This is a genomic window from Enterococcus sp. CR-Ec1, assembly GCF_002850555.1.
In the GTDB taxonomy this organism is placed as follows: Bacteria; Bacillota; Bacilli; order Lactobacillales; family Enterococcaceae; genus Enterococcus_D; species Enterococcus_D entomosocium.
On record NZ_CP025223.1, the window covers coordinates 789,738 to 816,262 of the forward strand.

22 protein-coding genes and 1 pseudogene are annotated in these 26,525 nt (G+C 41.7%); 20 read left to right on the plus strand and 3 right to left on the minus strand.

What is annotated here, in order from left to right; translation table 11 throughout:
- The first annotated feature begins 387 nt into the window (after positions 1 to 387).
- The 3 genes from CXM95_RS03755 to CXM95_RS18800 all read left to right on the plus strand — a co-directional run bounded on the left by CXM95_RS03755 (position 388) and on the right by CXM95_RS18800 (position 2,146).
- Complete coding sequence (locus CXM95_RS03755) at positions 388 to 771, plus strand: DUF7006 family protein (RefSeq protein WP_016611968.1); 384 nt, start codon at positions 388 to 390, stop codon at positions 769 to 771.
- Between the two features lie 250 nt (positions 772 to 1,021).
- A complete protein-coding gene (locus tag CXM95_RS03760; protein ID WP_101698855.1) occupies positions 1,022 to 1,864 on the plus strand; it encodes a Cof-type HAD-IIB family hydrolase in 843 nt (280 codons plus the stop codon).
- Positions 1,865 to 1,981: 117 nt separating this feature from the next.
- Positions 1,982 to 2,146 carry a hypothetical protein gene (locus CXM95_RS18800; RefSeq protein ID WP_008377119.1) on the plus strand — a complete coding sequence of 55 codons (165 nt, stop codon included), beginning with the start codon at positions 1,982 to 1,984 and terminating at the stop codon, positions 2,144 to 2,146.
- A gap of 157 nt (positions 2,147 to 2,303) precedes the next feature.
- Here the strand turns inward: CXM95_RS18800 and CXM95_RS03765 are convergent, their stop codons facing one another.
- On the minus strand, positions 2,304 to 2,942 hold the full coding sequence (locus CXM95_RS03765) for a CPBP family glutamic-type intramembrane protease (RefSeq protein WP_016611971.1): 639 nt from the start codon (positions 2,940 to 2,942) through the stop codon (positions 2,304 to 2,306).
- Positions 2,943 to 3,453: 511 nt separating this feature from the next.
- On the opposite strand from CXM95_RS03765, the gene hisG reads away from it, so the two are divergent.
- The 8 genes from hisG (at position 3,454) to hisIE (ending at position 10,767) form a co-directional block, all read left to right on the plus strand.
- Positions 3,454 to 5,013 (plus strand): ATP phosphoribosyltransferase, encoded by a 1,560-nt coding sequence (gene hisG, locus CXM95_RS03770; protein ID WP_101698856.1) that lies wholly within the window; start codon positions 3,454 to 3,456, stop codon positions 5,011 to 5,013.
- On the plus strand, positions 5,010 to 6,290 hold the full coding sequence (gene hisD / locus CXM95_RS03775) for a histidinol dehydrogenase (protein ID WP_008377127.1): 1,281 nt from the start codon (positions 5,010 to 5,012) through the stop codon (positions 6,288 to 6,290). Before hisG ends, hisD begins: the two co-directional genes overlap by 4 nt.
- On the plus strand, positions 6,287 to 7,345 hold the full coding sequence (hisC, locus tag CXM95_RS03780) for a histidinol-phosphate transaminase (RefSeq protein ID WP_008377129.1): 1,059 nt from the start codon (positions 6,287 to 6,289) through the stop codon (positions 7,343 to 7,345). The genes hisD and hisC overlap by 4 nt, the downstream gene beginning before the upstream one ends.
- Positions 7,342 to 7,935, plus strand: coding sequence for an imidazoleglycerol-phosphate dehydratase HisB (hisB, locus tag CXM95_RS03785; RefSeq protein ID WP_061053828.1), 594 nt, complete (start codon positions 7,342 to 7,344; stop codon positions 7,933 to 7,935). Before hisC ends, hisB begins: the two co-directional genes overlap by 4 nt.
- A gap of 66 nt (positions 7,936 to 8,001) precedes the next feature.
- Complete coding sequence (gene hisH / locus CXM95_RS03790) at positions 8,002 to 8,625, plus strand: imidazole glycerol phosphate synthase subunit HisH (protein WP_016611979.1); 624 nt, start codon at positions 8,002 to 8,004, stop codon at positions 8,623 to 8,625.
- The gene (gene hisA / locus CXM95_RS03795; RefSeq protein ID WP_016611981.1) at positions 8,622 to 9,341 is read left to right on the plus strand and encodes a 1-(5-phosphoribosyl)-5-[(5-phosphoribosylamino)methylideneamino]imidazole-4-carboxamide isomerase; all 720 of its coding nucleotides are present in this window, start codon (positions 8,622 to 8,624) and stop codon (positions 9,339 to 9,341) included. Before hisH ends, hisA begins: the two co-directional genes overlap by 4 nt.
- Complete coding sequence (hisF, locus tag CXM95_RS03800) at positions 9,338 to 10,096, plus strand: imidazole glycerol phosphate synthase subunit HisF (RefSeq protein WP_008377137.1); 759 nt, start codon at positions 9,338 to 9,340, stop codon at positions 10,094 to 10,096. Before hisA ends, hisF begins: the two co-directional genes overlap by 4 nt.
- Positions 10,097 to 10,134: 38 nt before the next feature.
- Positions 10,135 to 10,767 (plus strand): bifunctional phosphoribosyl-AMP cyclohydrolase/phosphoribosyl-ATP diphosphatase HisIE, encoded by a 633-nt coding sequence (gene hisIE / locus CXM95_RS03805; protein ID WP_008377139.1) that lies wholly within the window; start codon positions 10,135 to 10,137, stop codon positions 10,765 to 10,767.
- Positions 10,768 to 10,898: 131 nt separating this feature from the next.
- Here the strand turns inward: hisIE and CXM95_RS03810 are convergent, their stop codons facing one another.
- Positions 10,899 to 11,348, minus strand: coding sequence for a DUF305 domain-containing protein (locus CXM95_RS03810; RefSeq protein ID WP_005237438.1), 450 nt, complete (start codon positions 11,346 to 11,348; stop codon positions 10,899 to 10,901).
- Between the two features lie 258 nt (positions 11,349 to 11,606).
- On the opposite strand from CXM95_RS03810, the gene CXM95_RS03815 reads away from it, so the two are divergent.
- The 9 genes and pseudogenes from CXM95_RS03815 to CXM95_RS03850 all read left to right on the plus strand — a co-directional run bounded on the left by CXM95_RS03815 (position 11,607) and on the right by CXM95_RS03850 (position 23,808).
- A complete protein-coding gene (locus CXM95_RS03815; protein ID WP_008377143.1) occupies positions 11,607 to 12,080 on the plus strand; it encodes a DUF1456 family protein in 474 nt (157 codons plus the stop codon).
- A gap of 390 nt (positions 12,081 to 12,470) precedes the next feature.
- Entirely contained in the window at positions 12,471 to 14,951 is a 2,481-nt protein-coding gene (locus CXM95_RS03820; RefSeq protein ID WP_061053831.1) for a MucBP domain-containing protein, read from the plus strand.
- 350 nt (positions 14,952 to 15,301) lie between these two features.
- Positions 15,302 to 16,804 carry a helix-turn-helix domain-containing protein gene (locus CXM95_RS03825; protein ID WP_008377149.1) on the plus strand — a complete coding sequence of 501 codons (1,503 nt, stop codon included), beginning with the start codon at positions 15,302 to 15,304 and terminating at the stop codon, positions 16,802 to 16,804.
- Between the two features lie 322 nt (positions 16,805 to 17,126).
- Positions 17,127 to 17,507, plus strand: a complete 381-nt coding sequence (locus CXM95_RS03830) for a DUF7006 family protein (RefSeq protein WP_008377151.1) — start codon at positions 17,127 to 17,129, stop codon at positions 17,505 to 17,507.
- 121 nt (positions 17,508 to 17,628) lie between these two features.
- A complete protein-coding gene (locus tag CXM95_RS03835) occupies positions 17,629 to 17,994 on the plus strand; it encodes a RidA family protein (protein ID WP_008377153.1) in 366 nt (121 codons plus the stop codon).
- A gap of 527 nt (positions 17,995 to 18,521) precedes the next feature.
- Positions 18,522 to 22,295 (plus strand): mucin-binding protein, encoded by a 3,774-nt coding sequence (locus CXM95_RS03840; RefSeq protein ID WP_233499086.1) that lies wholly within the window; start codon positions 18,522 to 18,524, stop codon positions 22,293 to 22,295.
- Positions 22,238 to 22,441: pseudogene (locus CXM95_RS19160) on the plus strand (mucin-binding protein); the annotation flags it as partial. The gene CXM95_RS03840 and the pseudogene CXM95_RS19160, both read left to right, overlap by 58 nt.
- 9 nt (positions 22,442 to 22,450) lie before the next feature.
- On the plus strand, positions 22,451 to 22,768 hold the full coding sequence (locus CXM95_RS19165) for an LPXTG cell wall anchor domain-containing protein (RefSeq protein WP_233499087.1): 318 nt from the start codon (positions 22,451 to 22,453) through the stop codon (positions 22,766 to 22,768).
- Positions 22,769 to 23,019: 251 nt separating this feature from the next.
- Complete coding sequence (locus CXM95_RS03850) at positions 23,020 to 23,808, plus strand: MerR family transcriptional regulator (protein ID WP_005237432.1); 789 nt, start codon at positions 23,020 to 23,022, stop codon at positions 23,806 to 23,808.
- An 89-nt stretch (positions 23,809 to 23,897) separates the two neighbouring features.
- Here CXM95_RS03850 and CXM95_RS03855 read toward each other — a convergent pair whose 3' ends face one another.
- Positions 23,898 to 26,519 (minus strand): HAD-IC family P-type ATPase, encoded by a 2,622-nt coding sequence (locus CXM95_RS03855; protein WP_016613044.1) that lies wholly within the window; start codon positions 26,517 to 26,519, stop codon positions 23,898 to 23,900.
- Between the last annotated feature and the right edge of the window lie 6 nt (positions 26,520 to 26,525).

A 26,525-nucleotide genomic window follows, 5' to 3' on the forward strand; every position in this document is an offset into this window, starting at 1 on the left:
GGATATGGGGCGTCTATTTACATGAAGCAACAATTTTAGCTATCTGTTGATTTTTATGGATATTATAGTCATTTTCTTGTCATTAGAGACGATCTAGTTGCATTCGGGCACTACTTTTTAGCAGAAGGGAACGGGGCCGCCTCTTTTTCACTCTTATTTCTTTTATTTAATAAAAAGTAATTATAAGAGAATCTGAAAGGGAAACTATAATAGGCGTAACTGATTTTCTTAATGTGTCTGCATTGGTAAGAGCTAAAGACCCAATCATTTTTAGTGGTTTTTGGACAGCTAAGCTTCAATTAAAAAACCTATCGGAAGAAAATCAAAGCGAGCAGAAGGGATAGCGCTACTTTCACCAAAAAAACATAGATGTAAAGGAGTAAGGATATGATATCAGAAAATATCAAGGAACCGAAAGACTATTTGTGTTATTCAAAAGAAGTGTTGCTAAGTGTAGGGGTATTGACTGATTACCCAAAAATCTTTCATTATTATCAAGAACTCTGTGATGAATTTGAGCACATTTACTATGATCAATCAAAGAGTTTATTTGTTCAGCTCAAAGCACTTCTAGCAATAGATGCGCAGATTCAAATTTTACTGGAACTTTTTGAAAATAGTAGAACAAACCTATGCAAAGAGTTTTGTATGGATGAGCATGAAATTATTTGTATGATCAAAAATGATAAAAAATCTTATTATCGCGAGCTTACAGGTCAAAAAAACAATCAAGTACCAAAATGGAGTTTAATTTATTTAAGTGAGGAGTAAGCATATTTTAGGATAATTCAACCATCTCAAGAAAGAACACATGGAGCAATAACGCGATGAACACGGGAGTAGAGGAATAGAAAGAGCGATCATAATAACAGAATCCCATCTTATGATCTAGTAAAATAGTCTAGCGCACTTTCCTTGTGATTTGTTATACTAATTCTAAGGAGCTGATCTTGACACCTTGTGTTCGGCAAGTACGTTCATGTGAGCGCTTTATTGATTGAGTGAGAAAAGAGGGAATGATTTGACGAAAAAAATTGTCTTTTTAGATGTAGATGGAACATTATGTGATGATGCTGGAAATGTACCAGAAAGTGCACGCCAAGCGATCACAGCGGCGCATAAGAAAGGCCATGAATTTTTCTTATGTACCGGTCGTTCAAAGGCCGAAATTACAGAAGACGTGTTGGCACTGCCCCTAAGTGGGATGATTGGTGCCGGCGGCGGTTATTGTGAGGTGCATAATGAGGTGATTTTGCACAAAGTTTTTGAAAAAGAAGCTTTATTAAGATTGATTGATTTCTTAAAAGAAAACCAAATCGAGTATTACTTGGAATCGAACCAAGGTTTATTTGCAAGTACCAATCTAAGAAATCGTTTGCTGGAGATCGTCTTAGCAGGTGAGTCTGTTGAAAGTAAAGCAGGAAAACAACGCGTTCAAACTATTCAGTGGTTCCTTGATTTACTGATTGAGGACGAAGCGAAAATCGATTACGATGACGTGAACAAAGTTTCCTTTATCAATCATTCCATTCCTTATGAACGGGTCCATGACCAATACCACGAACAATTCCAAATGATTCGCAGTACGGTACCTGTTTTTGGCAAAGATAGCGGCGAGATCGGCATCAAGAATATCCACAAGAAAACAGCCATCGATTTTCTCTTGAACCATTTAGGGATCGATAACAAAGATACCTTGGCGTTTGGTGACGGCCATAATGATGTCGAAATGTTTGAAGCTGTTGCGACGGGAATTGCAATGGGCAATGCCTGTGAACAGCTATTGGCAGTAGCTGACGAGGTGACGGCTCGACCAGAAGACGGCGAGATTGCGCAAGCGCTCCAAAAGCACGGCCTCGTGTAACTACTAAGAAGCAGATGTCTGCACAATCCTTTTGTTTCCTGGAGGAATTGATCAGGAGTTGAGCGATGTTGGTAAACTGATCGGTAAAACCAACGATTGACAAGGAGGCTGAGTTGAATGAAGGAAACAACCTTTTTTTGTTATCTTGAACAAGCATTGAAAAATCTGAAGGCGACAGAAGCCTTGCGCTTCAACATCGAAGGCGAAGTCAAACGGCTGATGAAGGTGTACAGTGAGGCAGAAATTTGTGAGAAAGTAAAAGAGGGTACCTTTAAAAAGTAAGACCATTTTCTTATGAAACGCAGCGAATAGAACAAACACCCAACCTTGTGAAAGGCACAAAAGCGATCAATGCGTCCTTTCAAGGAGGGGCACACAAGTAACTATTTGTTGTATCAAAAAAGACTGATTCCAATTGAATCAGTCTTTTTCTTTCTTCTCAAGCAGTCAGATAAGCCACTAAAATAGCAAACAGGTCGAACAAGACATGTGTGCCCCAACTAGTCAGGATCGAGTTGCTCTTGATAGCAGCTTGGTTAAATAGCAAGCGCGCCACTCCTTGAATGAAAAGAATATGGATCAAGGTATGGAAAACATTGCCGTTGTCATAAGTGCTGTAATGAACCAAGCCAAAGATGATCGCGGAAAGGATGCTGGCAATTGGCAAGGTACATTTACTAGAAAAGATCGCTAAAAAGAAGATAGAAAAGAGTTCTTCTCCAAGTAACATGATTGGAATAACTAGCAGAGTCAACCATTGAAAGCCTTCGTTCACTGGATTTCCGTGAAGATCCCATTTTAGTCCATATTGCAAAACGAGAGAAACGAGGAAGCTGATCAGGATGTTTAAAAGAACATACTTGCTGATCGTCTTCACTGGCGCGATGGGTTTTCCAAAGAGCTGCTTGACTGCCTCATTACCGTAAACCAGCCGTAATGCCAAATAGCTGGCAATCGATAATGAGAAGATGCTGACGATGGCAGGGGCATACAAAAGACCGACCAAACCGATACCTGCGAGGACTGTTCCTAGTAAAGCGTTGTTCCATGAGATTTGTTTTCCTATAAGTTTGTTCATTTACTTTTCTCTCCTTATTAAGCTATAGAGCATGTACTATTTAGCTGTTTTCTCTGATTCTTCTGAGTGTGCTTTTTGTGCCGCAATATAAGCGATAAGTACAACAATGAACGTTTTGGGTGATTGTCATATCATCGCTTCATTTGCGCCAATTCTTTGTACGGTACAAAGGATAGAGTAATCGATAACGAGTTTCTGAAACAAGATGGTCGTATATTTCGGACTTTTTTATGGTTGTGCAACTAAGTGATGGAGGATGCACAAGTACTAAGTTACTTCATTAAGAAAGGAAAACTGACTTCCAGTTTCGATGGAATAATCGTCAACAAAGAAACGACATCGCTATGTTCTCTTGAAATCGACTAAAATTCCAGAATATTTCGAAAAATACCATTGCTTATTTATGGCAAAACCATTAGTATTATTAGAAAAACTGATGGTGAATCGATGATAAAGCGAGCCTTTAACAGTGAGAAAGCCGGATCAGTGGCATGAAATAGGAGTGATAAGTGTGGAAGAGTTATGGAATGTATTGAAACCAGCCGAACAAGTCGAACTGAAATTAAGAAAATTGTATACGCAGCATCATTTTTCACCTTATCACTCGAACAACTTTGAAGAGTATCGCAACTATCAGCAAAATGATCAGTTTTTGCGTGGTTCTTCCATCATCACGTTTACAGGCACGGATGGCAGGACGATGGCTCTAAAACCCGATGTTACCTTGTCGATTGCCAAAAATACACCGTCTGGAGAGGCGCGTAGAGTGTATTATGTGGAAGATGTCTATCGACAGGATCGTCAAGCTGGGGAATACCAAAAAATCGATCAAATCGGTTTGGAGCTCATTGACCAAATCACGTGGGAAGATCAACTGGAGGTTGTAAAACTGGCGTGGGAAAGTTTGGCTCAGGTGGGAAAAGGGACCTTGGATCTGTCCCATATGGGGATTTTGGATGGCATCTGCCAACGCTTCCCCGAAGCGGATCGACAAAAGGTATTGCACTGCCTGCGGGACAAGAGTTCTCATGGCATGGATGCACTGACTGAAAAAGCTGGCTTGTCAGCAACAGAAGCTGAAAAATTAGCGAAACTGGTACGTTTGTCAGGTGATTTTGAAACCAAGTATCAAAAAGCCAAAGAACTGCTGGCAGAATATCCCCAAGCTCAAGCTGGTTTAGCAGAACTGAACCAACTGTATCAAGCATTGCAAAAAGAACAACTGTCAACCTCCATTCGAATAAGGTTAGATTTTTCGATTTTAAATGATGCCGATTATTACAGTGGTTTGCTGTTTCAAGGATTTATCGAAGAAGCAAGAGAGACAATTTTATATGGCGGCCGTTATGATCGCTTGATGAGTCGGCAAGGCAAAGCGCAAGGAGCGATCGGATTTGGCATGAAGCTCAATCATGTGGGGCAAAAGTTGCCGACTGACAACGAAAGTTCAGCCTATTTGAACATTGCGCTGCCAAAAGGCCGCATGGGGGATGCCGTATATGATTTGTTCACGAAAGCCGGAGTCGCTGCGCAAGGCGTCTTCAAAGACAATCGCCAACTAATTTTTTGTGATGAAGAAAACAAGCTGCGCTTTTTCTTAGTCAAGCCTAGCGATGTAGCAATCTATGTGGAGCACGGAGTGGCGGATATCGGTGTCGTAGGCAAAGATATTTTAATGGAAAGCAAGGCGGAAGTCATCGAATTTCTTGATTTGCATATGGGGGTCTGCCGTTTGGCCGTAGCGGCGCGTAAGGATTTCGAGGAAGATTTCTCCCGACCGCTGCGGGTCTCTACAAAATATCCGCAGATCACCCGCCAGTTTTATCAAGGTTTAGGTCGCTCAGTGGAATTGATCCAACTGCATGGATCGATTGAATTGGCCCCTTTATTAGGTCTCTCCGATGTGATCGTTGACATCGTCGAAACGGGGACGACACTAAAAGAAAATGATTTAGAAGTGATCCAAGACATCGCGCCGTCTTCAGCGCGCTTAGTGATCAACCACGCCACGTGGCGTTTCAAGCAAGAACGCATTCAAACAGTGATTGAGAAGGTGAGGGAGCAATTATGAGAATTTTTTCGACCCAAAAAAATACGATCGAAACGATTGTGGCAAGGAAACAGTCGGAAACGAAAGATGTTTCAACCATTGTCGCCCAAATCATTGCCCGTGTTCAGCAGCAAGGAGATCAGGCGTTGTTTCAATTAATTGAGGAAATCGATCAAGTGACCTTGTCTTCCTTAACCGTCAGTCCAGGGGAGATAGACGCGGCTGTCCATGCCGTCTCACCCGAGCTGCTTAATGTGATGGAACAGGCGAAAGAAAACATTTTGGCATTTCATCAAAAACAAGTCCAGCAAGGCTTTGTCTTAACGAAGGAAAATGGCGTTGTGATGGGACAGCGGGTCTTACCATTAGCAAAAGTCGGGGTCTATGTTCCTGGCGGCACAGCAGCTTATCCAAGTACGGTTTTGATGGATGTCCTGCCGGCAAAAATCGCCGGGGTCAAAAAAATCGTTATGATCACACCGACGGACAGTCAGGGAAAAGTTCCGGCTGCTATTTTAGCGGCAGCTTCCGTTGCCGGAGTGGATGAAATCTACAAAGTCGGTGGGGCCCATGGCGTAGCGGCATTGGCTTATGGAACAGAAACAATTCCCAAAGTCGACAAAATCGTCGGACCGGGAAATATTTATGTCGCCACAGCGAAAAAAATGGTGTACGGCGAAGTTGATATCGATATGATCGCAGGGCCCAGCGATGTGCTGATCCTCGCTGATGCCAGCGCAAATCCTCGCTGGCTGTCGGCGGATCTTTTGGCACAAGCCGAGCATGATCCCTTAGCGCAAGCTATCTTAGTCACAACAGAAGCAGCTTTGATTGAAGAAGTACAAGCCGAGCTTGAGTTGCAGCTGAAGCAACTGCCCCGCAAAGACATTGCTGCTGCGGCGCTTGAATCTAGCGGAAAGCTGATTCTGGTCAAAGATTTGACCGAAGCACTTACCATTGCCAATCAAATTGCTCCAGAACACCTTGAATTAGCGGTGGCTGATCCTTTTGCATTATTGGGACAAGTAGAAAATGCGGGTAGCGTCTTTTTAGGTCACCATACACCGGAAGTACTGGGAGATTATTTTGCTGGACCAAACCATACCCTACCGACAGAAGGGACGGCTCGTTTCTATTCGCCGTTATCAGTGGACGATTTTATTAAGAAAAGCAGTTATTTGTATTACCCAGAGGCAGCCATGAAAGCAGCTGGTCCAGCTGTAGCGTTGTTCGCGGAAACCGAAGACTTGATCGGCCATGCCCGTTCGATCAATGTACGAAGAGAGGGAGAAAAATGACCTTTTTACATCAAAAGTATCACAAGCTGACTCCTTATACACCGGGGGAACAAGTAGATGAGCAAGTCGTTATTAAACTGAACACCAATGAAAGTCCTTATCCGCCAGCGCCAAGTGTTCAAGCAGCGGTTGCTGATGCCGCCCAAAAGCTGAATCGTTACTCGGATATTGCTGCTGAAGTAGTGACAAACCCTCTGGCTGCCTATCTTGGCGTTACACCAGCCCAACTGTTTCTCGGTAATGGCAGTGACGAAGTCTTGTCCTACCTCTTTCAAGGCTTCACGGAAAACGGCATCGCCTTTCCCGATGTGACCTACGGGTTTTATCAAGTGTATAGTGCCTTGTACCAAGTCGCTGCCACCGTTGTTCCGCTGCAAGAAGATTTCTCGATCGCGTTAACGGACTACGATTCACTCAAAGGGACCGTCATTTTTGCCAATCCCAATGCCCCGACTGGGGTTTATCAAGAACAAAGCGAAATCTGTGCCTTTCTAAAACGGCATCCCGATCGCTTAGTGATAGTCGATGAGGCCTATATCGATTTTGGCGGCTCTTCAATGGTTTCTTTGATCGATCAATACCCAAATCTCTTGGTTGTGGGGACGTTTTCGAAATCTCGGCAGCTGGCAGGAGCACGCTTAGGCTTTGCGGTTGCCAATGAAGGACTGATCCAAGACTTGAATCGGTTGAAATTTAGCTTGAATCCGTACAATGTCAATAGTTTGACCCAAGCCGCTGGTGCAGCCGTTTTGCAGGAACAAGCGTATGTCGATGAGAAAATCCAAGCAACGATCCACGTGCGTGAGTGGAGCAAGCAAGCCCTAGCGAAATTCGACTTTGAGCAGACCGACAGCCAAGGGAATTTTTTGTTTGCAAGGCACCCTGCGATTGCCGGTGAAGAGTTGTATCAGGCACTGAAAGAGCAGAAAATCTTCGTCCGCTGGTTCAATCAGCCCCGCATCAAAGAGTATTTACGAATTACGGTAGGAACGAAGGCCCAGATGGAACGACTGATGACGGTGCTAACAACGATCATAGAAGAGGTGAAGGAATGAGAAAAGCAGAAGCTACCCGCAATACGACGGAAACCAAGATCCACCTGCAGTTGACGATCGATGGTACTGGTCAGCAATCAATCAAGACTGGTGTGGGGTTTTTAGACCACATGCTGGAATTATTTGTCCGCCACGGTCGCTTTGATTTGACGTTGGTTTGTGATGGCGATACAGAAGTAGATGCCCATCACACAACAGAAGACGTTGCCATCGCCATTGGCCGAGCGTTTTCAGAAAGTCTTGGGGAGCGACGAGGTATCAAACGCTATGGTAGTATGCTGCTGCCGATGGACGAAGCCTTAGTTATGACAGCGATCGATATTAGCGGTCGCGGCATGGCAGTCGTAGAGTTGGCGATACCGAGTGAAAAAATCGGGCAGCAGTTTGATACGGAGTTGGTTGAAGAATTCTTCATTGCTTTTGCCCGTGAATTAGGTGCTACGATCCATCTCCATCAAATCGCTGGCAAAAACAGCCACCACATTGTGGAAGCTTGCTTTAAAGGTTTTGGGCGTGCTTTAGGTGAAGCGGTGGCGATCAATCAAGCAGCCCCAGATGAGATCCCTTCAACCAAAGGGACGATCCAGTGATTCATGAGGGGAAAAATGATTACGTATCTTCCACACAGAGGGATGAGATAAGGAAAGGGGCGTATTATGTTAGCAATCATCGACTATGGGGTCGGCAATTTGTTCAGCTTGTCTCGTTCGCTGGACTATTTGGGTGTTGAGTGCCGAATCACGCGTTCATTAGCAGAATTAAAAGCTGCCGACCGCATTCTTTTACCCGGCGTAGGGGCTTTTGGCGATGCTCGCCAAAAGTTGGCAGAGTTGTCGCTGATCGAACCGATCCAAGAATTGGCAGCAGCTGGCAAACCCTTTTTAGGCATTTGTTTAGGGATGCAGCTGTTGTTTGATAGCAGTGAGGAGTTTGGCACACATGCGGGGCTCGGTTTGATTCCAGGACGGATCGTTTCCATGCAATGCGCCTTTGAAGAAGCCAAACTGAATCTGAAAGTGCCGCAGATTGGTTGGAATCGTTTGACTGTCAGAAAAGAAAGTCCCCTCGTCAGCGGGCTAGGGGAACAAGACTTTGTCTACTATGTCCACAGTTATTTTGCTACTGATTGCCAAGAGTATGTCGTGGCAGACAGTGACTATGGTCTAGCAATTCCCGGTATTGTGCAAAAAGACAATGTCTTCGGCACTCAGTTTCACCCAGAAAAAAGCGGGGCAGTCGGGTTGAAGATTTTAAAAGCATTTACGGAGGTGCCGCTATGAAAATTTTTCCAGCAATCGATCTGTTAGATCAAAAAGTGGTCCGTTTGTACCAAGGAGACTATGAGCAAAAAGAAGTGTTTGGGGATGATCCAGTGGCATTTGCTCGTTCATTTGAAGAAGCGGGTGCCAACTATCTGCACCTCGTCGACTTAGATGGTGCCAAAGCCGGCAAACTCCATTACTTTGATATCGCAAAAAACATCGTCCAGCAGACCAATCTGTTTGTCGAAGTTGGCGGCGGGATTCGTGAGGAAGAAACGATCCAGCATTGTTTGGCAGCAGGCGTTCATCGGGTGATCCTCGGCACGATTGCCCAGAAAGACCCAGCATTCACAAAAGCGATGCTCAAGAAATACGGCAATAAGATCGCCATTGGAGTCGATGCCAAGGAAGAAAAAGTGGCAGTGGAAGGCTGGCTCGAGAAAACGGCAACAGACGCGTTTACTTTTTGCCAACAATTGGTGGCATGGGGCGCGCAAACGATCATCTTTACCGAAATCTCCCGTGACGGTACAGGAGAAGGCATCAATCTGCCCTTATACGAAAAACTCAATCAATTGGATTGCGACATCGTGGCTTCTGGCGGCGTGGCTTCATTGGCAGATATCAAAGGATTAAAACAGTTGGGGATCTCTGGCGTGATCGTCGGGAAATCCTTATATAACGGTAGTCTCCAATTGGCCGATGTCTTAGCAGCAGGGGAGGCAGAAGCATGATCGCCAAACGAATTATTCCTTGCCTTGATGTGCGAGATGGGCGAGTAGTGAAAGGGGTCAACTTTGCTGGCTTAAAAGATGTCAATGATCCGGTGACTTTGGCGCGCTTTTACAATGAACAAGGCGCCGATGAGCTGGTTTTTTATGACATTACTGCTTCTGCAGAAGAACGCGGCTTATTCACGGACATTTTGCAGCGCGTGGCGTCAGAAGTGTTTATTCCTTTGACGGTGGGGGGCGGCATCAATCAAGTAGCAGATTTTGAGCGAGTCTTAAACTGTGGCGCCGACAAAGTCAGCGTCAATTCGGGAGCGCTTCGCCGACCAGAGCTGATCGCAGAAGGCGCGAAACGCTATGGCAGCCAGTGCGTTGTTTTATCCGTTGATGTTCGCCGTGTCGGTGAGAACTGGCATGTGTTTGCCAAAGGCGGACGGGAAGATACAGGCTTAGAAGCATTGGCGTGGATTCACCAAGCTGAGCAGTTAGGTGCTGGTGAACTAGTCATCAACAGCATGGATACCGATGGCGTGAAGCAGGGGTTTGATCTCGACTTGCTGAAAGCTGTCAGCGAAATCACCAAATTACCGATCGTCGCATCCGGTGGTGCTGGCAAAAGTACCGATTTTATCGAGCTGTTTCAATTGCCAAATATTGAAGCAGGATTGGCAGCCTCGATTTTTCACTATGGCGAGGTAAAAATCCCAGAGCTGAAAAAACAATTACAGGCCGTCGATATTCCCGTACGAATCGTATAGAGTAGGCGTTTTGATAGGCAACAGAAGGAGTGGATAACATGGTGCAAGTACGATTTGATGAACAAGGATTGGTTCCAGTGATCGTGCAGGATGTGGAAACGAATGAAGTCTTGACTTTGGCTTATATGAACCAAGAAAGTTTGACCTTGACCTTGAAGGACCGATTGATGACCTTTTATTCCCGCAGTCGTCAAGAATTGTGGCGCAAAGGAGAAACCAGCGGCAATTACCAGCATTTAGTGTCATTGACAGCAGATTGCGATCAAGATGCCTTAGTCGCCAAAGTAAAAAAAGACGGACCTGCTTGCCATACAGGCACGGAAAGCTGCTTTACAGAAGTGCTTTATGGTACAAAATCCTCTCCAACCATCGATGCGTTGTATGAGCTGATAAAAGGTCGTAAAGATACGCCACAAGAAGGAAGCTATACCAGCTACTTGTTTGAAAAAGGCAGTGAAAAAATCTTAAAAAAAATCGGCGAGGAAGCAACCGAGGTCGTAATTGGGGCGATGAAGGAAGACCGTCAAGAAACCGTTTATGAGATTGCTGATTTGGCGTATCATACATTGGTTTTAATGGCAGAAATGGGGATTGATTTAGCGGCTATTCGCCAAGAGCTTGCCAAGCGTCATGTTGTGGATAAGAAAGTCAAACAAGAGCGGATGCAATAACGGTCAGGATTTTTCAGTAGAAAGAAAGTAGCTGACGATAAAAAAGAAGCCCTTCAGCTATTGCTTGAAGGGCTTCTCATCCGTGAGGAAAAAGTTGATCTGCTGGTTCTTTAAGTGAGCACATAAAATTGCTATTTGTTTTCTAACTCTTCGATCAATTCTTTCATTTCTTTGATTTCTTTTTCCTGTGCGTCGATGATTTTTTCTGCAAGTTCTTTTACTCTTGGATCAGACAAATCGGCATTTTTACTGGTTAGAATCGCAATCGAATGATGGGGAATCATGGCTTTCATCCAGGCTGTATCTCCCACGGCAGTTTGGCTTCTGACCATAAAAAGTGAACTAAAAAAGAGTGCAACACTGACAACTAGAATGCCGATATTCATTTTCTTGTTGTCATACATCTTCCACATAAACAATAGCATGATGATCGCCATCATCGCGCCCATCATAAGTGCCATAAACAGGCGGGTTTGGCTGAAAAAAATATGATCGAGGGCATAGACATTGAAATACATCATACAAAACATAATCACCGTCGATACCCCAATCATTACCAAAAATTTCCCATACTTCTTCATTTCTTTCCTCTCCTTTTTGTATACAAAATAAAAACAATAAAGCAATCCAAAACATCATCGTAATAGATGCTTTTTTTTGTTTATTGTTTTGTTAGAATAAATTTACTCCCTAAATCAAGTATAGCGGAGGAAGTAGAATGAGAGAAGCGATATACATTTGAACGAAAACAATGGGTTCTTAGAGTAAAAAAGCGAAAACGGGATTACTCGTCTAGGTTTATTTGTTATAATCAACCTAAGAAATGGATGGTGTATAGAATGAATCACAATGATCGCTTGACGCGTTTACGCTATGCTTTGGATATCAAAGATACTGACATGGTGAAAATTTTTGAACTTGGCGGCGCTTCTTTCACGAAAGAAGAAGTAAGACAATTATTGAAGAAAAAAGACCCTGAGACCTACGAGATTGAGTGTACCAATGAAGCCTTTGAGCGTTTCTTAAATGGTTTGATTCGCTCGCAACGAGGAACAAAGTCAGATGCTGCAGAACCTGTCTTAGAGTTGAACAATGGCAATGTGAATAATTTGATGCTGAAGAAAATAAAAATCGCCCTTTCCCTAACAACGGATGAAATGCTGAACATTTTCGAGCAAGCGGGAGTTAAGGTTTCAAAAGGTGAACTGGGCGCCATTTTACGCAAAGAAGGCCATCGCAATTACAAGCCATGCTTAGACAAATATGCCCGCAACTTTTTAAAAGGATTGACGATCGAGTATCGGGATAACTAGTAAAAAATCAATAATAGACTGAACTTACAATGGGGCGCCTAAAGAGATGCATGTTATGTGTCTCTTTTTATGTGTGTAAAAATAACAATTTAAATAAGTGATTGTAGCGCTGACCGAGTCCAAGCATGGAGCATGAAGAAGCAGGTTAAGTGAACGATCTGTTTGTTTGAATAACCTGTTCGTTGAAACCTGACAAGTTTGGTCATTTCTGATACAAATGTTGACGTGTTCAGAATGATGAACCATGCAATACTATCAAAATGAACAGGAGCATCCTGTGTCTAAAAGTTGTAATTAACAAGTCATCACCATCATCAGAAGGCGAAGTTTGTAGATAGGTGAAAGATAGGAAAGCGTATCGTATTTAAACGAATATAAAAGGAGAATGTTATGAAAAGGAAATTTTGGGGCTATTTGTCATTGGCGATCTTGTTAAGTCAGCCTGTGTTGGCACCTTTGGCACAAGTTATGGCTGAGGAACAGGAAACCATTCCATCAAACAAGGAAATAACGACACTAGGAACATTAGAAAAAGTGGAGGAGACTACTGAAACAGTCGCTTCTTCTCGTATAGAAGAATTCAACGGGGACACCACAAGTAACTCAGAATCGCAAGAAGTGTTTAATGATGATGAGAAAAATGGCTCGACGGAAAGGACAGAAAAAAAACTACCTGATTCAAGTGAAGACACAGCTAGCTTGGCAACCGAATCGTCAGCAGAAATGAAAGAGGCATTCTCTGATCGCAGCGTTCCATTGGACGCTTGGATGCCGGATAAGAATTTGCAAAATGAGGTAGCGAAAGGGCTAAACAAAACAGTTGATACAATCACTCAAGAAGATATGGCGAATCTAAAACAGCTAGATTTTTCTTCTTTAGTCAAAGACACAGTAGTCGATTTTACTGGCTTAGAATACGCTAGCAACTTACAAGCGTTATATACGACGTCTATTATTGCTGCGAATGTTCCCAAAATCACTATGGCGGACAATGCAACATTGTTTACCCGTCCTAATGTACTAGCACAAATTTTTCCAAAAGGATCTTTTTCAAATATCCACATAGGAAATTATGATGCCTATTTGACAGCCCAAGAATTAATTGGGGTTGGTCAATATCTTAGTGGATGGGTTACAGATTATCTGACGGTCTATGCAAGTAGCATGACGGATTTTTCTAAGTTAGAGCTATCTGCAGAACACCATCAAAATTCCCAACTATCTATTATGACTCAGGAGAAAATACTATTAGAGTCAATGTTAGTAAAAGACGGCCAATCTGATGTTCTTTATAAAGACCATATGATGGTTGATACCCAAGGAAATGCGTTGCTCTCTTCTTTGTCCAACAAAAAGTATTCTTATTCGATTCGGGGGGTAGATAAAAATGGCTATATCTTTCCCTTATATGAAAATGATGGGTTCGAATTGACTGAAGAAGGGATTCAATTTAAACATATTCCCGCCAATGTTGATTATTTGTCAATCACTTCTCTTGTTCCTAATCGTTTGTCCACAGAAAGAGTTGCTAGTACAGGTACCATTCAATATTTAGTGAATTATCAACTACCTGTGAAGTATGTGAATACTGCAGAAGATGTGACCGTCAAGTATGTTGATGAAAGTAAAAAGACATTGTTACCAGACGTCACTTTATCAGGGGTTGTTGGTGAACCGTATACGACACAAGAAGAGCCGATTGCTGGCTATACATTGAAAGAAATCCAAGGGGATAAAACAGGTACTTTCAGTGATACCCCGCAAGAAGTCGTTTATGTATACAAACGCAGTGATGCTGCACCCGTGACAGTAAGATACGAAGATACAGAAGGCAATCAGTTAGCCGAACCAACGATTCTGAACGGCAAAGTAGGTTTGCCGTATGAGAGCAAGTCAGAATCTATTCCTGGTTGGTATGTAGCTCAAACACCCGACAATGCCAAAGGCATCTTCGGCGACACCGCGCAAGAAGTGGTCTATGTGTATGAACGTAGTGATGCTGCACCAGTGACGATAAGATACGAAGATACAGAAGGCAATCAGTTAGCAGAATCAACGATTCTGAACGGCAAAGTAGGTTTGCCATACGAGAGTGAAACCAAAGAACTTTCAGGCTGGACGGTGACTCAAACGCCAGCGAATGCCAAAGGCATCTTCAGTGACACCGCGCAAGAAGTGGTCTATGTGTATGAACGTAGTGATGCTGCACCAGTGACGGTAAAATACGAAGATACAGAAGGGAATCAATTAACCGAGCCGACAATTTTAAGTGGCAAAGTAGGTTTGCCGTATGAGAGCAAGTCAGAATCTATTTCTGGTTGGTATGTAGCCCAAACACCCGACAATGCCAAAGGCATCTTCAGCGACACCGCGCAAGAAGTGGTCTATGTGTATGAACGTAGTGATGCTGCACCAGTGACGGTAAAATACGAAGATACAGAAGGCAATCAGTTAGCCGAACCAACGATTCTGAACGGCAAAGTAGGTTTGCCGTATGAGAGTGAAGCCAAAGAACTTTCAGGCTGGACGGTTTCTCAAATACCAAGCAATGCCAAAGGGATGTTCAGTACTACCGCACAAGAAGTCATCTATGTGTACGGTGCTGAAAAAGAGAATAAACCAGAGGATGATTCAGGAGCAGATACGCCTGAATCAGAAAACAAAACCCCTGAAGAAGAAAAAGAGGATAAATCAGGAAACAAAGACAATCAAATGAACACACAAACCAACACACAAACCAACGGGAAAAGTAAATTACCTGCCACAGGAGAGCAACTAACAGGTCAACGAATCATGGGCTTTTTGGGAACGATCATTGTTCTATTTTCTTTCTTAGCAATTTGGCGAAGAAAAAGAAAAACTGAGAATTAAAGCTTCTCTATAAAGAGTAAAATATGTCCAGAATGGACGATTGGTTTAAAAAGTTAACCTTTTATGGAGTGGGGCGATCCACTCCTTTTTTGTAGGATGGATTGGACGGTTTCCTCGTCTCCTTAATCTTTGAATGGATTTTATCTGACTATTCCCAGTAGCTCAAAGAATTTCTGATCATTTGAGACTCTGATTCTTTATCAGACTAACGTTCCAAGACAATCTCGAATAACAGAATTATTTAGCAAGAATGTTTCATTGAGAGAAACGAATGAATCAACACCTAGGAAATGAAAATGCACGTTTAAAAGAGTATAATTACTGTAAAACTAAAGTTAAGAGGTATTACTATGTATAAATTTCTTTTAACTAAATTGGATCAAGATGTCTATGAGCTATTTGCGTATTTTTTTGAACATGCCATTGATCGTGAACTATTGAGTGACCTTGCGGATCATGTGCATTTATCAAAAAGAAGAATCGTTTTAGTTTTTGAGCGTGCAAGAGACTTACAAAAATCATACCCTTTTTTTGAAATCGACATGCGAGAAGGAAGGGAGCTAGCCCTTGATTTTGCGCCTAATTTTTTGTTGTCAAAATTCTATTCGGTTATGTTAGCAGAAAGTATGCCCTTTCAAATTTTAGACAGACTCTTTAGTGATAAATACGTGTCTTTGGAAGAAACCGCCCAACAACATTATGTCAGTAATCGCACGGTTCAAAGAAAGCTCAAGGAAGTAGAAACGATTCTTGAGAATTATCAAATCAAATTGAATTTAAAAAAGAAACCGTTATTTGTAGCGGAAGAATACCGAATTCGTCATTTTTTCCATATCATGTATTGGCAGATCTATGATGCGACGAATGTGCGTTATATTGGATTGTCGAAGCAAAGTGTTCGTGCATTGAAGGAGAAGTTGACAAGTTATCCTAGTTTTTATCGCGGTATCGATCAGGAAAAATTTATCCAACTGCTTGCACTAAGTCTTTATCGTTTTAAAAGAGGTTTTCCGGTAAAAGAGATTCCTCAAGAGATGAAGAAAATGGTCCATCACACGATTTCCTACGAGCAATTCAAAGAAGAGCTCATAAAACCATTGCTAAACGCTAACTTGATTCTAAGTGACGTTCCAGAAACAGAGTTTCTCTTCTTATATTATATGTTTTCTGTGATGACGACGTATTTGCCTGAAGAGATTCCTAGCCAACTAAGAGTTGTTGATCACTTCTCGGAAGGATCAATTGCAACAGCAAGACTGTTTGCAAAAACTGCTCAGAAGATCTTTCTCGTCCCTGAAGGGGAGATCGAGTATCTTTTCGTTAATGCCTTGAACATTCATTCTGTGTCACTCCTCTTTGCGTCGAAAAATAAAATTGATGCTTTTGGAAAAACGACAACGGATAAAGATTATCGCAGAGTCTTTCCCAAAATTTTTCCACTCGTGCAGGAGATGTACCAATCGTTAGCCCAACAATCCCCAATTTTTACTACCATGTATGCTTCCAATAATCGACTGCTTTTTCAATACAGCATGCTTCTTTCAATTGTAGCAAAAATCGATCGAACGACAGTCCGCATCTTTCATGAATCAAAATTTGGAAAAATTCAAGAAATCAGACAAAAAGAACGATTGAAACGCTGGTTTGGCTATACCCTCGCTTTCGTTTCAGAAAAACCAGATTTTGTGGTGACCGATTATCCAGTTGATCGGCAAGCCTTTTTGGACCAAAATCCAAACGTCCAATTTTTTAAGTGGAATAGCTTTCCAACCGGTGACCGGTGGCTGGAACTAATTGAAGCGGTGGAAACATTTCAGAATACCTCCAATAAAAAATACAATGAAAATGATTGATTTACCCAAGATTCAGCAAACAGGCAGTATTCTCAAATCTGAGAGGACTGCCTGTTTTTCTTTATAGCCAGAGGATAGAAATTTGCTGAACAACAGTGTCACACCTTCTATAGCTTGCGAAGTATGTTCGGAGATAAAGGTGATTATGTAAATGAACTGTACTAACTAGAATCAGTATTTATATAACAGGACGTATTTTGTATTTAATCAGTCACATATTGACGCGTTTCCAGCTAAAAACCGTGTGATAATACAGACATACAAAACTGGAATAAATCATTTTACATAAGAATCAACCATTAAAATACAGGAGGTGCTGGAGATGGAGGAACCATTTAAAATCCACACATTGCAAGAATATTTGAACTTTTATATTGAGGAATCTGAACGGCTTTTCAGTAAAGATGAGTATGGAAAAATCAAAGAAAAAATCCATAGAAACTGTTTAGAAATTCGCATGGCGATTCAAGAAATCAATCAAAAAAATTTTTTCGAACAGCTTGCGAAAATCAATACCCTTGAAGCAGAGATTTTGATTATTTTAGAGTGTAGTGAGCTTCGAGGCAGTGACAGTGTTGTGCCTTTTACTGAAGCGGAAATCTTGCAAGTGGCAAAAGAAGACAGCAAGACTTACTTTAAAGAAAGGTGCGGGCTGACATTGATCGCCCCAACCCCTCATTCCTTGCATTTTTCGGTGGAGTAGGAATTTATCAGTTGGAATGTACGGATTGACGCTCAAAGACAAAAAAAGCAATAATATGACCAAGTCAATTAATAGACATGGTTTTTATTATGAAAATAAATAGAAAGGGGAAACAAAACGAATGAAGCGATACGATATCAATGAGGACTGGGCACTTTCAGGTGTGATTGAAGCGGGAAATTTTGTTTTCGTGGGCTATTGCGTGGGGAACATCGGGCAGCCAATAGAGCAACAGATTGTAGGGGCATTGAATCATTTAGAAGAACGTTTGAAATTAGTCGATTTGACATTTGCAAATGTGGTTCAAATGGATGTACTTTTTAAAGATGTGTTTGATATTCCAGTGATGGAGAAGCTCTTAAAAGAAACCTTCCATGGGAAATTTCCGGTTAGAAAATCAATTCAGACAGCTTTCGCTCATTCTGGAGAGGTAGGCATTCTTTTTCAAATCGATGCTATTGCTTTTAAGGAAGATCAGGGAAAGTAAGTTCGTAGAAATCAAAAATGGGCTTCGATGTTTTTGCTTGTTAGCCGTAGGATAAAGGGAGAAGATCAAGAGCGTCTTGGCTGTTTCTATGAATAAGAATGATAAACAAAAGGGGCTGAATATCCAGTCTCTTTTTTTGTATCTCTATATAGCTATTATTTCCTTCGAGTTAATTGGATTGATCGGTTACACCCAAAGTTTTTTACGAGGACTCCGAACGCTTTGTAAACATAGTGTGAACCAGTTCTAGGAAGTAAGTTAAACTATATTTCTTTAATTTGTTCACACTTTCAGAGACACAATCATTCATATTCTTTATTTTCGTTTTATAAAATAGGACTTATTTTGTCATATTCATGACAATTATTGTCGTGTTCGTCCCTGAAAACCATGCAATAATGCAGTCATAAGGAATGAGTCAGCGAACGTATTACATAGATGTAAGAAGTAGTTGTCAATGGGCAGCTTTTTTTAATTGGAGAGAGTGTAGCTGATCTTATTTACTTAATTTGAAAGAGGGAAAAGCAATGAAAAAACCAGCGAAGAAAGAACTTTTATCACGTATTCTGATCAGTTCTTCTGTTTTTATATTAGGCAGCCCATTGATCACGCAAGCAATTGTCAGTGTTCCGGCAGTAGCTGAAACGATCAGCACTTCAACGACAGAAGAAGTAACACGAAGTACAAATGAATTCATATCTGAACAACAAGAAGGAATAGTCGAACAAGCTACAGGTGAAGAAACCGTCGATTCAGAAACACAAGTAGTAGAAAGTACAGGGGAACATGGGGCATCGGAGTCATCACAAGCAAGTGAAGATCAAGTGGAACCATCCACAGAGCAAATGACAGAATCCTCCAGTGAGCCAGAAGCCGCTGAGAGCAGTACAACATCTGATGAGGAGTCGAAAACAAAAGTAGCGGAAGCAGAAAATATCCTTTGGTCAGGTAACTGGGGAACCGCTCCAGCCACATTAGATATTGAAGGGGTTTTGACTGTAGGAGCAGGTACATTGACAACGGCGGTGGACCAAGTGATTCCTTTAACGGAAGAACTTAAAAATATGGTCATAAAAAAAGTTATTCTCACTGCGCCCGTCATTCTGCCAGCCGATGTGGCAGGTTTGTTCGAGAGCTACTCCCACTATGGCACTGTACCCTCTCAATTGAATGAGATTGTTGGGCTGACTTATCTTGATACGAGTCAAGCCACCACGATGAATAGTATGTTTTATGGCTATAGCGGATCTACATTAGATTTATCGAATTTTGATAGCACCGGTGTTATAAATTCTTTAGGTGCTGGGATGAACCAGTTTTTAGCAAATGTACGCTATCTAAGAGAATTAACATTAGGACCAAAATTCAGTTTTGTTGGGTGGAACAATTGGCCAGGCAATTCCTATCCGGTGAACTTGGTTGACCCAAGTGGGATGTACGGATGGAATTCAAGTTATTATACCGGCTACTGGCAAAATGTAGGGACAGGTACCATAGATGCGCCATACGGTGAACATATATTAAAATCAGAGGAGCTAGTGCTGATTTACGATGGCACGACGATGGCTGACACCTATGTATGGCAGCCTCGGTTTATTGAAGGAGCACCAGTCACAGTCAATTACCTAGATGAAGAGGGTAATGAATTATTGCCACCTAATGTATTGACTGGCGGAAATATTGGCGATTCAATTGAAGTTGTCCCTGAGGAGATCCCTAACTATACATTGAAGGAAGTTCAAGGAGAGGAAAAAATTGTCTTTAGCAATGTTCCGCAAACGGTCACGTATATCTATAGTCCTAAAATAGAAAGTAATGAGGAAAGAAAAATTGTCGCACGAGTCATTCACTATTTGCATGAAGACGGTACAGAAGCTGCTCCAGATAAAGTAGACACAGTTGAATTTACTCGAGAAGTAAGGACGAATCTAGCCACTGGCGAAGAAACGTTTGGTGAATGGCAAGCAAGAGATGATGATACGATATTTGATTTAGTCAAAAGTCCAGAGATAGTCAACTACTATGCAGATAGGGAGTTTATCGATGAAGTTATCGATGTAAAGGCCGATTCAGAAGATATTGAAGAATTTGTCATTTACTCGCCAAAGATGGTTGAATCTACGGAGACCAAAGAAGTCAAGCGAATGATCCATTATGTGTATGAAGATGGTAAAGAAGCCGCGCCAGACAGTGTCGATACGGTGACCTTTACACGCACAGTGACAACGAATGAAGCAACAGGGAAAAATACCTATGGCGAATGGCAAGCCCAAGATGATGACACGATGTTTGATGAAGTGTTAAGTCCAGAAATAGACAAGTACAATGCAGACCAAAAAATGGTTGATAAAGTCACAGACTTGACGGCAGAATCAGAAGATTTCGAAATAACCGTCACTTATTCGCCAAATATGATCGAATCTACGGAGACCAAAGAAGTCAAGCGAATGATCCATTATGTGTATGAAGATGGTAAAGAAGCCGCGCCAGACAGTGTCGACACGGTCACCTTTACACGCACAGTGACAACGAATGAAGCAACAGGGAAAAATACCTATGGCGAATGGCAAGCCCAAGATGATGACACGATGTTTGATGAAGTGTTAAGTCCAGAAATAGACAAGTACAATGCAGACCAAAAAATGGTTGAGAAAGTCACTGAGTTGACTGCAGAATCAGAAGATCGCGAAGTGACTGTCACTTATTCGCCAAACATGATCGAATCTACGGAGACCAAAGAAGTCAACCAAACGATCCATTATGTGTATGGAGATGGCAAAGAAGCCGCGCCAGACAAAACGGACACTGTTACTTTTACACGAACTGTCACAATAAATGAAGCAACAGGTGACAAAACTTTTGGCGAATGGCAAGCGAAAGATGATGACACGAAATTTGACGAAGTGAAGAGTCCTGAGATCAAGAACTATCACGCAGACAAAACAAGCATCGAGGAAGTCACAGGTTTGACAGCAGAAGACAAGGATCGTGAAGTGACTGTTACTTACTCACCAAATATGACCGAGTCAACAGAAACCAAAGAAGTCAAACGAATGATCCATTTTGTATATGAAGACGGCAAAGAAGCCGCCCCAGACAAAGTAGACACGGTTACGTTCACTCGAACGGTCACCACGAACGAAGCAACTGGCAACAAGACCTATGGCGAATGGCAAGCCCAAGATGATGATACGATGTTTGATGAAGTGTTAAGTCCAGAAATTGACAAATACAATGCGGACCAAAAAACGGTTGATAAAGTCACAGGTCTGACTGCAGAATCAGAAGATCGCGAAGTGACTGTCACTTATTCGCCAAATATGATCGAATCTACGGAGACCAAAGAGGTCAAACAAACGATCCATTATATGTATGAAGACGGCAAAGAAGCCGCGCCAGATAAAGTAGACACGGTCACGTTCACGCGGACGGTCACCGCCAACGAAGCAACTGGTGACAAGACCTATGGAGAATGGCAAGCCAAAGGTGATGATACAACATTTGATGAAGTGAAGAGTCCTGAGATCAAGAACTATCATGCAGACAAAACAAGCATTGAGAAAGTCACAGGTTTGACAGCAAAGGACAAAGATCGTGAAGTGACTGTTACTTACTCACCAAATATGACTGAGTCAACAGAAACCAAAGAGGTCAAACAAACGGTTCATTATGTGTATGAAGACGGCAAAGAAGCAGCCCCAGACAAAGTAGACACGGTGACCTTTACACGCACAGTGACAACGAATGAAGCAACTGGTGACAAGATCTATGGAGAATGGCAAGCCAAAGAAAACGATACGACATTTGACGAAGTGAAGAGTCCTGAGATTAAGAACTATACCGTCGATAAGGAAACGATCGAAGCAGTTACAGGAGTAGCGGTTGATAATCAAGACATCGAAGTCACCGTTACGTATGTGCCAAAAATGGAAACCGCAACAGAAACTGAGGAAGTCAAGCAAACGATTCATTACGTCTATGAAGATGGTAGCAAAGCGGCGGACGATCATACCGATAAAGTCACGTTCACCCGGGTGATAGCAAAGAATTTGGCAACTGGTGTAGTGACCTATGGCGAATGGAAGGCAAAAGACAACGACACGACTTTTGCTGAAATTTCCAGCCCAATGATTGAATATTGCACACCAGATAATGAGTTAATCGAAGCAATTACGAATATTCAACCCGATGCAAAAGATACCGAGTTGACTGTGATCTACAAAGCAAAGAGGTTTCGCGGACGATACATTATGTTTATGAAGATGGTAGCCAAGCGGCAGAAAGTTATACGGAAACCTTAACCTATACACGCACGGAAACAACCAATCTGCTGACTGGTGAAGTCGCATATACTGACTGGACAGCCACAAATGGTGACACGACATTTGATGAGGTGAAAAGCAAGCAAATTGAGGGCTACACGGCAGACCTGACGACAGTCAAAGAACAAACAGGAATGACTGCAGAAGATGAAGATACGGAGCTGACTGTGACGTATATAAAAAATGCAACAGACGAAGCCAATCCAACAGACTCATCAAAAGAGTCGAGCAACACGCCAAGTGATCAGACAAAAACAGATGATAACACACCGTCTACTGATATGAAAATAACGACTAACGTATCAGAAACAACAAGAACAGTCACGAGTGAAAAAAGTCTTCCAAAAACAGGAGAGAAAGAGGAACCCTTCATATTATACGCTGGAGTGACTATGGCGGTATCATCCCTGCTAGCATTTTTCTTAAGACGCTTAAGACAGAAACGAAAATAAGAAATCAGAAAAAGCTTTCTTATGAAATGGAATAGAATACTGGCGAAGTAGAAGACTGCTGATAATTTCCCATACTAATCTTGGAAATTTATCAGCAGTCTTTTCATTATGATTTGAAGCTTGTTCAAGTACTATCACACACCAAACCTTCTGACCACTTCAATAGAAAAACTCCTTCGTTTTCTGAAGAAAATTATGATATGATTTTGTGACAGAGACACGCTATGAAAGATAAAGGGAGGGATGGAACTATGAAGATAAAACAAGTGAGTGAAAACTATGATATCACACCACATACTCTTAGGTACTATGAACAAATTGGTTTGCTATCACCCAACTATACTGAGAATGGGTATCGAGATTACTCATACGAGGATATTGAGCGATTAAATACCATTAGAGACCTGCGTTTTTTTGATGTGTCACTTGAGGAAATTAAGAACTACTTGGATACAAAGAATAAAGCGCTGACTAAAGAAATCCTTCATTTCGAGATGGAGCAATTAGAAGATAGAATCCATGCGTTAAAAGAGAAACAAGATTTGTTAAAAGAGCGAATTGACTTGCTTGTCTACGCTGAAAAAAAGCAAAACCATGAAATTGAACGTACATTTTATGAAGAACGGTACCTTGTTTTAAGTCAAGAGAAAGACACAATGGGGAAAGACTTGTACTTTGAACTTAAACGCCTGCACAAACAATTTGAAAAAGAACTGCATGCCAATAATCAAAATGTTTTCGGAACGATTTTACTGCCGCACGAAGACGCATTTAGGCATCAAGTTTTCTATTGTCTGGCAAACGATTTGGCAGATGAGAAGGCATTTACAATGCCTGCAGGAGAGTATCTCGCTATTTATTATACGGGCACATATAAGCAGCGTTTAGCTGCTTTAGCAGAACTAAAAAGTTACCTAAAGAAAAATAGACTGGTCGCGAAAGGAAATTTTTATGAGTTCTACTTGATTGATTTTCATGAGACGAATTTACCGGAAGAATACGTGAGTAAAATAGAAATTCTCCTTGATCAACCCGATTAAAACGGGATCGATCAAGGAGAAACGTATCTATTGGTACTTAGTGATTCAGCAAGTTTATCGATAAGATGACTTATGAAATAGAACTGTTCTTATTTCTCTACTTTGGTATCCATTGAGTAGGTGGGAGTAGTTTCCTTTAGAATGACTCGTGTTACGTGCTTTTCAGATTCTACTAATAAGAAAAGTAGAGTTGCTGGGATAACACTGATAAGCAGTTCGGATAAAGTTAAAGAGGTGGTCTGTAAGATACTTTGCAATGGTGAAAAATAGACCATTCCTAATTGGAGAATCGCCATAACAAGTAATGAGTAAATCAAGGCTTTATTCTGCTTGATTTTGTTACTGAAGGCTGAATCCGTGATCTCACGACAGTTGATCATGTAAAAAGCTTGACCGAAAACGATCGCATTGATCAAAACGGTTTGTCTGACAGCTTCGTCGCCGAATGCATTCATCGTTAGAAAGCCGAAGAAGGTCAAGAGTAGGCCGACATAAACGATTCGAAAGAGTGTATATTTGGAAATGATTTTTTCTTTCATATCACGAGGTGCTCGATTCATGATCATTTTGTGAGCTGGTTCAAAACCTAACGCATAGGAGAGTGTAATTGACGCAACTAGATTTAACCAAAGAATCTGCACTGTGCTTAGTGGTAAAGGAAGATTTCCCAACATAGAAACGATCAGCAAAAGCCCCTGGGCCAGACAGGTTGGCAAGTAGAAGAGGATCGTCTTTTTTAAATTATCAAAAATTCGACGGCCTTCTTTGATTGCTTTTGCAATCGTTTCAAAATTATCGTCAATGAGGATCATGTCGGCAGCTTGTTTACTAACATCGCTTCCTTTAATTCCCATGGCGATCCCTACATCTGCTTTTCTAAGTGCGGGTGCGTCATTGACCCCATCACCAGTCATTCCAACGATTTCGCCTTGTTCTTGTAAATAAGTAACGATCATCAGTTTATGCTCAGGTGTCGTTCGGGCAAAAATATTGGTATTTTTTACCACTCTTTGCCACTCATCTGTGGATAAACGATCCAATTCAGTTCCAGTGATTGCCCGTTCAGAATGGTCGATTCCTAATTTTTTGGCAATCGCTTTTGCGGTCGTTGGGTGATCCCCGGTGATCATTACGACTCTGACCCCGGCTTTTTTACAATCTGCTACCGCTTCGATCGCTGATTCTTTTGCTGGATCGATAATGCCAGCTAATCCGATGATTACGAGCTCGTCCATCTCTTCATGAGTCAATTCAGTCGTTGTATCTACATCTTTATAAGCAAACGCGATCACTCGTTGTCCCTCTGAAGCAAAAGCCAAATTGATCTTTTCCCACTGTGCATGATCAAACTCCGCTATCTGCCCATCAATATGTGCAGCAGTCGCTTTATTTAAAACGATATCTGGAGCACCCTTTACAAAAATCCGCTTTTTCCCATTGATCAAATGGCTTGTTGCCATATACTTATATTTTGAGTCAAAAGGTAATGTTTCTAGACTCTTGATCCGCGGTGTGCCAATACGATTGGTCCAACGTAATAAAGCTAATTCTGTTGCATTTCCGGTCACTGGACAGTGGCGATCACCGAAACTCTGTGTTTCTTGACAGTTTTGCATGATTTTGGCTAGCAGTTCGTTGTTCGAAGAATCTGTTTGGTCTTCATGATCAATCACTGTTACCTGATTATTAGAAAACACATTGGTAAGGGTCATATCGTTTTTGGTCAAAGTACCTGTTTTATCAGAACAGATGACTGTCATTGAGCCAAGTGTTTCGACAGTAGGCAATCCCTTTACGATCGCATTTTGCTCCGACATATTTTTCACGCCGGAAGACAGAATAATCGTCAAGATAGAAGGCAATCCCTCAGGAATAGAAGAAACGATCAAAGCAATGATTGCTGACACGATATACATCGGACTCATGCCATAAATGAAGTAGCTGATCAGTCCTAATAAGAAGATAAAGACGCCGATCCCTTTAAAAATAGCATGATTCATTTCGTTCACTTTTTTCAATAAAGGGGTTTCTTTCACTTCAATGGTTGCTAAAGAAGCATTGATTTTACCAATCTCAGTGTCCGAGCCAATTTCAACAACGAGCCCTTTTCCAGTTCCTGACTGTACTTGCGTACCTGAATACGCCATATTGGTTCGTTCAGCAAGTGCTATTTGCCCCTCTAAACGAGCAGTTGTTTTTACGACTGCATCAGGCTCTCCAGTCAGAATCGATTCATCTATTTTTAGTTGATTCACAGTTTCCATACGCAAATCAGCAGGAATAACATCACCAGGTGCTAAATAAACACGGTCCCCTGGAATCAAATCTTCTGCATCGATTAAAAGGCGTCCGTTTTCAGATTCGACTGTCGCCTTTGAACTAAGTAATTTTGAAATGCTAGATAGTGAATCATCTGCTTTTCTCTCTTGATAATAACCAATCATTGCGTTTAAAACGACCACTAGTAAAACGATCGCTCCTTCAATTAGACTTCCCGTAATAAATTTTAAAACAGCTGCACCGATCAAGACATACATTAACGCATCGTGGAAGTAAGATAAAAACTTCTTCCATTCGGGTGTCTTTTCTGATGCTTGTAATTTATTTTTCCCGTGTTTTTCTTGATACGCTTTACGTACCTCATTTGTGATAAACGTCTCACTTGTCGCTGACTGCACCTTTTCAATATCCAAATTATGCCATTGTTTCATTATTTT